This window comes from Stenotrophomonas sp. 2YAF22, assembly GCF_052114665.1.
GTDB classification, from domain to species: Bacteria; Pseudomonadota; Gammaproteobacteria; order Xanthomonadales; family Xanthomonadaceae; genus Stenotrophomonas; species Stenotrophomonas indicatrix.
Genome location: NZ_JBFRFE010000117.1, coordinates 1 through 8,584 on the forward strand (window position 1 = coordinate 1; position 8,584 = coordinate 8,584).

Genomic DNA, 8,584 nt, shown 5'->3' on the forward strand with positions numbered 1-8,584 from the left:
GCCCTTGCATCATGACCAGGGCGGTGGCCACCTGCAGGGCACGGTGGACCTGGCCGGGCTGAAGCTGGTCGACAAGCGCTTCCAGCTGGAATTCGACAACATGCGCGGGCAGGCCCGCTACAGCAACGCCGGCTTCGCGGCCGAGGAACTGGCAGTGCGCCACCTCGGACAGGACGGAAGGCTGAGCCTGCGCGCCGGTGGTTTCGTGCGTGACCCCAAGCTGGCCTTCGAATCGGAACTGGCCGCCACGCTTGATGCGGGCGTGCTGATCGACCGCGCACCGGAAATGGCGTGGCTGAAGCCCTACATCAACGGCACCTCGCCGTGGACCATCGCGGTGAACCTGCCGAAGGTCGCGCCGGGTACACCAGCGCCGCCCAGCGAGCTGCGCCTGCGCTCGGATCTGCTGGGCACCCGCCTGGACCTGCCGGCACCGCTGCAGAAGCCGGCCAACGAGCCGCTGCCGACCACCGTGGCCGCACAGCTGCCGATGGGCGCCGGCCGCATCGACGTGGCGTTCGGCCAGCGTCTGGCGCTGGCTGCGCGCAGCCACAACAACCAGACCGGCGTTCAGGTCACCCTGGGCAGCGACCACGTTGACCGCGAACCACCGCCCAGCGGGCTGACCATCAATGGCCGCAGCCCGACCCTGGATGCGCTGGAATGGATCGGCCTGGCCCGTGGCGCCGGTGGCGATGGCGAACCGATGCCGCTGCGCGCAGTGGACGTGCAGGTCGGCCAGCTGATGCTGATCGGCGGCGTGTTCGAGCAGACCCGCCTGCAGCTGCACCCCGGCCCGCAGGCACTGGACGTGCGCCTGGATGGCCCCTCGCTGGCCGGCAAGTTGAATGTACCCAACGCCGATGGCGGCACCATCAGCGGCCAGCTCGAGCGCGTGTACTGGCAATCGCTGCCGACCCTTCCCGGAGCCACGGTGGCACCGGCGCGGGTGCAGGCCGGTGCCRACGACATGGACCCGGCCAAGCTGCCGCCGTTCGCACTGGACATCGCCGACCTGAAGTTCGGCAAGGTCGTGCTGGGCCAGGCGGTGCTGCGTACGCGGCCGATCGCAAATGGCCTGAGCGTGGAACAACTGCAGTTCCGCGCCCCCAGCCAGGAGATCGACATCCGTGGCCGTTGGCTTGGCAAGGGTGGCGGTTCGCGAACCGCGCTTGATGCGCAGGTGCGCAGTGAAGACCTGGGCGGGTTGCTGCAGAACCTCGACTACGGCGGCCAGCTGCGCGGCGGCTCCGGCCACGCCCGGCTGCAGGCCTCGTGGCCCGGCGGTCCGTCGGACTTCCAGCTTGGCAACCTGCAGGGCCAGCTCGATGTGAATGCCCGCAATGGCCAGCTGCTGGAGCTGGAGCCGGGTGCCGGCCGCGTGCTGGGCCTGCTCAGCGTCGCCCAGCTGCCGCGGCGGCTGATGTTCGACTTCCGCGACTTCTTCTCCAAGGGCTTCGCGTTCAACCAGGTCGAGGGCAGCGTGCAGTTCGGCGAGGGCATGGCCCGTACCGACAAGGTGTTGATCGAAGGGCCGGCAGCGAACATCACCATCCGTGGCGAGGCCGACCTGCGAAAACAGCAGTTCGACCAGACCATCGACGTCAACCCGCGCGCCGGCAACCTGCTGACCGTGGTCGGCGCGGTGGCCGGCGGCCCGGTGGGCGCAGCGCTGGGTGCAGCCACCAATGCGGTATTGTCCAAGCCATTGGGCGAGATCGGTGCCCGCACCTACAAGGTGACCGGCCCCTGGAAGGAGCCCAAGGTGGAAGTGATCGAGCGCAGCCGCGAACGTGCGCCAGTACCCGCACCGCCGCCGCGCCTGCCGCCGTTGCCGGCCGTGCCGCCGACCGTCACCGAACCACCGCCGCCGCGCTGAGCGCGGCCCCCGTTTCCCCAGGGCGGCCTTGCCTGACCGCCTTCACACCCCCAGATCGAGACCATGACTGACAACGCCCTGACGCTTGCCCAAGATCGCCTGTTGCGCCCCGGTGGCCTGGATACCGCTGGCCTGGAGCGCACCTTCGGCCAACTGCTCGGCCCCGGTGTCGACTTCGGCGACCTGTACTTCCAGCACGCCCGGCGCGAAAGCTGGAGCGTGGAAGACGGCATCGTCAAGGACGGTGCCCATTCCATCGAGCAGGGCGTGGGCGTGCGCGCGATTGCCGGCGAGAAGACCGGCTTTGCGTATTCCGATGACATCCATGCCGGTGCATTGCTGACCGCAGCGCAGTCGGCACGCGCGATCTCGCGCGAAGGCGGCGCACAGACCGGACGCTCGCTGCTGCGCGGCGATGCGCGCGTGCTGTATCCGGCGCTGGACCCGATCGACGGCATCGGCAACGAAGCCAAGGTCGAGGTGCTCAAGCGCCTGGACGGCTACCTGCGCGCGGCCGACCCGCGCGTGAAGCAGGTGATGGTCAGCCTGTCCGGTGGCGTCGATACCGTGCTGGTTGCCCGCACCGATGGTGTGCTGGGCGCCGACGTGCGCCCGCTGGTGCGGTTGAACGTGCAGGTGATCGTCGAGCAGAACGGCCGCCGTGAGTCGGGTTATGCCGGCGGCGGTGGTCGCTATGGCTATGAAGCGCTGTTCGCCGATGGCCGCCCGGAAGCCTTTGCGCGCGAGGCGCTGCGGCAGGCCCTGGTGAACCTGGAAGCGGTACCGGCGCCGGCCGGGGTAATGCCGGTGGTGCTGGGCCCGGGCTGGCCGGGCGTGCTGCTGCATGAAGCGGTCGGCCATGGCCTGGAAGGTGACTTCAACCGCAAGGGCACCAGCGTCTACGCCGGCAGGATCGGCGAGCGCGTGGCTGCCCCGGGCGTGACCATCGTCGACGACGGCACCCTGGATGGGCGCCGTGGTTCACTCAACATCGATGACGAAGGCCACCCGACCCAGTGCACCACGCTGATCGAGGACGGCATCCTGGTCGGCTACATGCAGGACAGCCTCAACGCGCGGCTGATGGGCGTGGCGCCGACCGGCAACGGCCGTCGCGAATCGTTCGCGCACATGACCATGCCGCGCATGACCAACACCTACATGCGCGCCGGCCAGCACGATCCTCAGGAGATGATCCGTTCGGTGAAGAAGGGCCTGTACGCGGTCAATTTTGGTGGCGGCCAGGTCGACATCACCAGTGGCAAGTACGTGTTCTCGGCCACTGAGGCCTACCTGATCGAGGATGGCCGGATCACCGCTCCGGTGAAGGGCGCGACCCTGATCGGCAACGGCCCGGAGACCATGCAGAAGGTGCGCATGGTCGGCAACGACCTGGCCCTGGACGAGGGCGTGGGCATCTGCGGCAAGGACGGGCAGAGTGTGCCGGTCGGTGTCGGCCAGCCTTCGCTGCTGATCGAGGGCATCACCGTCGGCGGTACCCAGGCCTGAGCACGGCGATGGCCACAGCCACCGCCATGCCCGACGGGGACTCAGTCCTCGTCGGCGTCGTCGACCGGCTCGTCTGCCTCGACATCCTCAGCGGATGCCTTCAGGCCCAGCGCGGCCGGCAGCATCAGCGCGCGCAGTACCTGGAAAATTTCGCGGTAGGCGCGCGGCGGCTTGTTCTTGGCCTTTTCGGCCTGGGCGTTGCGCACCAGCGTGCGCAGCTGTTGGCGGTCGGCCTGCGGATGGTCATCCAGCAGTGCGGCCAGCGCTTTGTCGCCCTCGTTCATCAGGCGTTCGCGCCAGTCTTCGGCACGGTGCATCATCGCCACTTCGCGGCGGCCGGTGTCGCTGTTGGCGTCCAACGCATCGCGGATCGCATCCAGCGCGGCATCGTCCTCGCGGCGCATGTGCTTGGCCAGGAACGCCAGCTGCCGCTTGTGCGCGATATGGGCGGTGATCCGCTTGCACTCGGCGATGTGCGGCAGCAGGTCCTCCGGGATCGGCAGGCGCGCCAGCTGGGCCGGGGTCAGCGATACCAGCTTCTCGCCCAGGGCCAGGACGTCGAGCGCATCGCGCCGGTTCTGGCTGCGGCTCTTGTCGTGGAATTCACCGGTTTCTTCGTCGCGTCCGCGCATCGTCCATACCTGATTTCAAAAAAAGTCGCCCGGCGTGATGCCGGGCCCAACCCGCACAGGATAAAGCATTGAACGTGATCGCCCCTGAAGTCGCCGTCGGCGACGACAGCCCGGCCCGGCTGGAACGGCTGGCCGACATCTCCCAGCAGCTGCTGCAGCGTGCCCGCGCGCTGGGCGCCAGCCAGGCCGAGGTCAGCTGCAGCGAAGACCGTGGGCTGGAGGTCAATGTCCGTCTCGGCGAGGTCGAGACCGTGCAGTCCACCCGCGACCGCGGCATTGCCGTGACCGTCTACTTCGGCCAGCGCAAGGGCAGTGCCAGCACCGCCGACCTGCATGAGGCCAGCCTGCTGGCCACCGTCGAGCAGGCCTGCGCGATCGCCCGCCATACCGAGGACGACCCGGCCGCCGGCCTGGCCGAGGCCGACCTGATGGCCCGCGACTTCCCCGAACTGGATGGCTGGCACCCCTGGGAGCTGCAGGCCGACGAGGCGGTGGACCTGGCGCTGGCCTGCGAGGCGGCGGGCCGCCAAGCCGATGCGCAGATCCGCAATTCCGATGGCGCCTCGGTATCGAGCATGCAGAGCGTGTCGGTCTACGCCAATTCGCATGGGTTCATTGGCCGCGAGCGCGGAACCCATCATTCGATCGGCTGTGCGCTGATCGCCGGCACCGGCGATGGCATGCAGCGCGACGGCTGGTACACCGGCGCACTGGCCCGCGAGGATCTGGAAGATCCGGCAAGCGTCGGTCGCCGCGCCGCAGAGCGCACGATCGCTCGCCTGCAGCCGCGTTCGCTACCGACCGGCAGCATGCCGGTTCTGTTCGCGCCGGAAGTGGCGCGCAGCCTGGTGGGCCATCTGCTGTCGGCGGTCTCCGGCGGCGCACTGTACCGCCAGGCGAGCTTCCTGCTGGACAGCGTCGACCAGCAGCTGTTCCCCGACTGGATGCAGATCGAGGAGCTGCCGCACCTGCGCCGTGGCCTGCGCTCGGCCGCCTTCGACGGCGACGGCGTGGCCACCCGTGCCTCGGCCCTGGTGCGTGACGGCGTGCTGCAGCGTTACGTGCTGGGCAGCTATTCGGCGCGCAAGCTGGGCCTGCAGACCACCGCCAATGCCGGCGGCGTGCACAACCTGCAGCTGGCGGCCAACGCCGGCTCCCTGCAGGACATCGCCGCGCAGATGGGCAACGGCCTGCTGGTGACCGAGCTGATGGGGCAGGGGGTGAACGGGGTGACCGGCGACTACTCGCGCGGCGCCGGCGGCTTCCGCGTGGAGAACGGCCAGATCCAGTATCCGGTGGATGGCATCACCATCGCCGGCAACCTGCGGGACATGTTCATGGCCATCGAGGCGGTCGGCAGCGACGTCGATCCGCGCTCGCATATCCGCACCGGCTCGATCCTGGTGGGACGGATGACGATCGCCGGCAATGATTGATGCCATTGATGGCGTAAGCTAGGCCCGCCTGACGCGACCGGCTTGCCGCCGGTCGGTCAAGACCACCCAATAAAAAAGGAGTTTTGTCGTGAGCGAATTCGAGAACGTCCCGGCGGCGAGCAGCGTACCCGCTGACCAGCGCACCATGGCCCTGGTGGCGCACCTGCTGGGCATCTTCACCGGTTTCATCGGCGCACTGGTCATCTGGCTGATCAACAAGGATGACGCCAGCAAGGCCTTCGTCACCGACCAGGCCAAGGAAGCGCTGAACTTCCAGATCACCGTCGCCATCGCGATGTTCGTCTGCATCATCCTGACCTTCGTGGTCATCGGTGTGTTCCTGGCGCCGATCGTCGGCCTGCTCAGCTTGGTCTTCAGCATCATCGCTGCGGTGAAGGCCAACAACGGCGAAGCCTACCGTTACCCGTTCGCGCTGCGCCTGATCAAGTAAGAACGGCCGCACGCGGATACGAAAACGCCCGGCAGTGCCGGGCGTTTTTGTTGGTGGCCGCACACTGCTTCAGTGATCGCGTTCCACGGCCAGCGTGGCCAGCGCGCGCAGCGCATCGGCTTCTTCGTGATAGCCCGCCAGTGCCTGCTGCATGCGCGCGGAAAGTTCGCGCAGCTGCGCCTTGGCACCGTCCATGCCGAGAAGGGCAGGGAAGGTGCTCTTGTCCTGGGCCTGGTCCTTGCCGGCCGTTTTGCCCAGCTGCTCGGAACTGGCCTCGACATCGAGGATGTCATCGCGGACCTGGAAGGCCAGGCCGAGCGCATCGGCGAAGCCGTCGAGCTGGGCCAGCACGGGCTCGGGCGCTTCACCGCACAACGCGCCCATGCGCACCGCAGCGCGGATCAGCGCACCGGTCTTCAGCGCATGCATGCGGGTGAGCGCTGCCAGCGACTGCTGCTGGCCGGTGGCATCGATGTCCAGCGCCTGGCCGCCGCACATGCCGGCCGCGCCGGAGGCGTGGGCCAGGGTCTGCAGGCATGCCACGCGCAATGCCGCCGGCAGCGGCGCATCGGCCAGCAGGCCGAACGCACGGGTCTGCAGGGCGTCACCGGCGAGAATGGCGGTGGCTTCGTCGAAGGCGATGTGGGTGGTGGGCTTGCCACGGCGCAGGGCGTCGTCGTCCATGGCCGGCAGGTCGTCGTGCACCAGCGAATAGGCGTGGATCAGCTCCACCGCCATTGCTGCGGCATCGAGCTTGTCCAGCGGGGCACCGAACACCTGGCCGGCGGCGTAGACCAGCAAGGGGCGCATGCGCTTGCCGCCACCGAGCACGGAATAGCGCATCGCCTGGTGCAGGCGTTGCGGGGCTTCGGCCGGCGAGGGCAGGGCGGCGTCGAGCTGGCTTTCGATACGGTCGCGCCAGCGCGCGAACAACGCCTCAGCCGTCATGGCTGGGCGGATCGAAGGGTTCGGCGGTTTCGGGCTGGGCCGGATCGCTGAGCAGGCGCACGCGCAGTTCGGCCTGCTCCAGCGCCTGCTGGCACTGGCGGTACAGACCGACGCCACGTTCGTAAGCACTGAGCGAGGCTTCCAAGCTCAGCTCGCCGGTTTCCATCTGCTCCACCAGTTGTTCCAGCGATTCGAGCGACTGCTCGAACTGGGCGACCGGGGAGGCGTTTTCGGGGGACTTCTTGGCCATGCGACAAGTGTGGACGGCGCGCGTGCGAGGGTCAATTCACCAGCCGCCCGGATGCCACTGCAACTGCGCATTGCGTGCCTGCAGCCAGGCCTGCAGCGGTGCGGCAATGACTACATCGGCGGCCGCCAGCAGCTGCCCCTGGTCGAACAGCAGGGGCAGCTGTGCGCGTCGCCAGGGCGCCAGGTGCTCGCGCTGCAGGCAATCCTTCAACGCGGATGAATGCGCGCGGCCGGGCAGCACGATGCGCTCGCCACCCTGGCGGGTGCGCAGTTGCAACGGGTGTTCGAAGCCGTCCGTGCCGAGCAGGCGCAGCTGGCCGCCGTCGGGCAGCTGCAGCGGCGCGCGGCCGTCCCACGCCGCCTGCCAGTCCTTCGGCAGTGACGGCAACGCTGCCGGCATCAGGTAGGCGTGCTGGCGCCACTGGCGGATGGCGTGCTGCTGCCAACGCGCCTGCGACTGCCGATCGGCGCCTGCGGCCATCAATTCGTTCTGCACTTGTCGCAGCACATGCGCCGGCAACGGCGCTGCGTTGTGCTGGCGTACCCACGCACGCAGCACGCGCGCAGCACGTTCCGGTGCAACCTGGCGCAGCAGCGCAAGCGACAGCACCCGTGGTGCCACTTCCAGGTGAGCGAGCAGCTCGGCATCTTCTTCGTCGAGCAGCGCGCGGGTCTGCGCGCTATGCGCGGCGCTGCCAGCCAATGCGGCAGCGGCGTGTGGCCAGCGCTGGCGCAGCAGTGGCAGTACCCGCAGACGCAGGAAATTGCGGTCGGCGTGGTCGTCGCCGTTGCTGGGGTCTTCGATCCAGTGCAGGCCGTGTGTGGTGGCGTAGGCCTGCAGCCCGCTGCGAGGCACATCGAGCAATGGACGCCACAGGCGATGGCCGTCGAGGTGGCTGTCAGCGGTCATCGCCGCCAGCCCATCAATGCCCGAGCCGCGCAACGCGCGCAGCAGGAAGGTTTCGGCCTGGTCATCCTGATGCTGGGCCAGCGCCAGGGTTTCCGCAGGCTGCAACTCGGCGGCGAATGCAGCGCGGCGTGCCAGCCGCGCGGCACCTTCGATCCCATGCCCGCCCTCACGCGTGACCTGCACGCAGTGCACGGCCAGTTCGATGCCCAGCGCAGCACATTGCTGCTGGCAGTGCCTTACCCAGTCGTCGGCAGCGGGTTGCAGGCCATGGTGTACATGGATGGCACGCAAGGGCGTGCCGGCGGCCTGCGCCGATCGCCACAGCCAGTGCAGCAGCACGGTCGAATCCAGCCCACCGCTGTAGCCGACCAGCAGCGGTGCATCCAGCGGAACGAGGGTCGGGAAGGCGGTCACGGCGGCAAGTATAGGGTGGGTGGGTGAGTCGGCAGGGCTGCGCCCTGCACCCGCCAGATCAAATGCAACAGCCGAAGCAACTGCAACAGCGGGCATTCCGTTGGATGGCGGGGTGGGTCCGGTTGCGGGGGACGCTGCAAGTACGTCCATGTAAGC

8 protein-coding genes are annotated in these 8,584 nt (G+C 68.6%); 4 read left to right on the top strand and 4 right to left on the bottom strand.

The features are described from left to right. A partial coding sequence (locus tag AB4Y84_RS06960) for a YhdP family protein (protein ID WP_442249921.1) occupies positions 1 to 1,879 on the top strand: 1,879 nt, incomplete at its 5' end. A gap of 63 nt (positions 1,880 to 1,942) precedes the next feature. Next, entirely contained in the window at positions 1,943 to 3,388 is a 1,446-nt protein-coding gene (gene tldD / locus AB4Y84_RS06965) for a metalloprotease TldD (RefSeq protein ID WP_025879285.1), read from the top strand. 41 nt (positions 3,389 to 3,429) lie between these two features. Here tldD and yjgA read toward each other — a convergent pair whose 3' ends face one another. Further along, entirely contained in the window at positions 3,430 to 4,020 is a 591-nt protein-coding gene (gene yjgA, locus AB4Y84_RS06970; RefSeq protein ID WP_442244099.1) for a ribosome biogenesis factor YjgA, read from the bottom strand. Between the two features lie 68 nt (positions 4,021 to 4,088). On the opposite strand from yjgA, the gene pmbA reads away from it, so the two are divergent. Together pmbA and AB4Y84_RS06980 are read left to right on the top strand one after the other, a co-directional pair. Next, positions 4,089 to 5,456, top strand: coding sequence for a metalloprotease PmbA (gene pmbA / locus AB4Y84_RS06975; RefSeq protein WP_363732332.1), 1,368 nt, complete (start codon positions 4,089 to 4,091; stop codon positions 5,454 to 5,456). Positions 5,457 to 5,544: 88 nt separating this feature from the next. Continuing rightward, on the top strand, positions 5,545 to 5,907 hold the full coding sequence (locus tag AB4Y84_RS06980) for a DUF4870 domain-containing protein (RefSeq protein WP_025879282.1): 363 nt from the start codon (positions 5,545 to 5,547) through the stop codon (positions 5,905 to 5,907). Positions 5,908 to 5,976: 69 nt separating this feature from the next. On the opposite strand, the gene AB4Y84_RS06985 is transcribed toward AB4Y84_RS06980, so the two are convergent. Genes AB4Y84_RS06985 through tilS form a run of 3 tightly spaced genes read right to left on the bottom strand, consistent with a single transcriptional unit; the run spans position 5,977 to position 8,428 of the window. Next, positions 5,977 to 6,855, bottom strand: coding sequence for a polyprenyl synthetase family protein (locus AB4Y84_RS06985; protein WP_442244098.1), 879 nt, complete (start codon positions 6,853 to 6,855; stop codon positions 5,977 to 5,979). Next, complete coding sequence (locus AB4Y84_RS06990; protein WP_006381978.1) at positions 6,845 to 7,105, bottom strand: exodeoxyribonuclease VII small subunit; 261 nt, start codon at positions 7,103 to 7,105, stop codon at positions 6,845 to 6,847. The genes AB4Y84_RS06985 and AB4Y84_RS06990 overlap by 11 nt, the downstream gene beginning before the upstream one ends. A 36-nt stretch (positions 7,106 to 7,141) precedes the next feature. Then, on the bottom strand, positions 7,142 to 8,428 hold the full coding sequence (gene tilS, locus AB4Y84_RS06995; protein ID WP_442244097.1) for a tRNA lysidine(34) synthetase TilS: 1,287 nt from the start codon (positions 8,426 to 8,428) through the stop codon (positions 7,142 to 7,144). Positions 8,429 to 8,584: the final 156 nt, after the last annotated feature.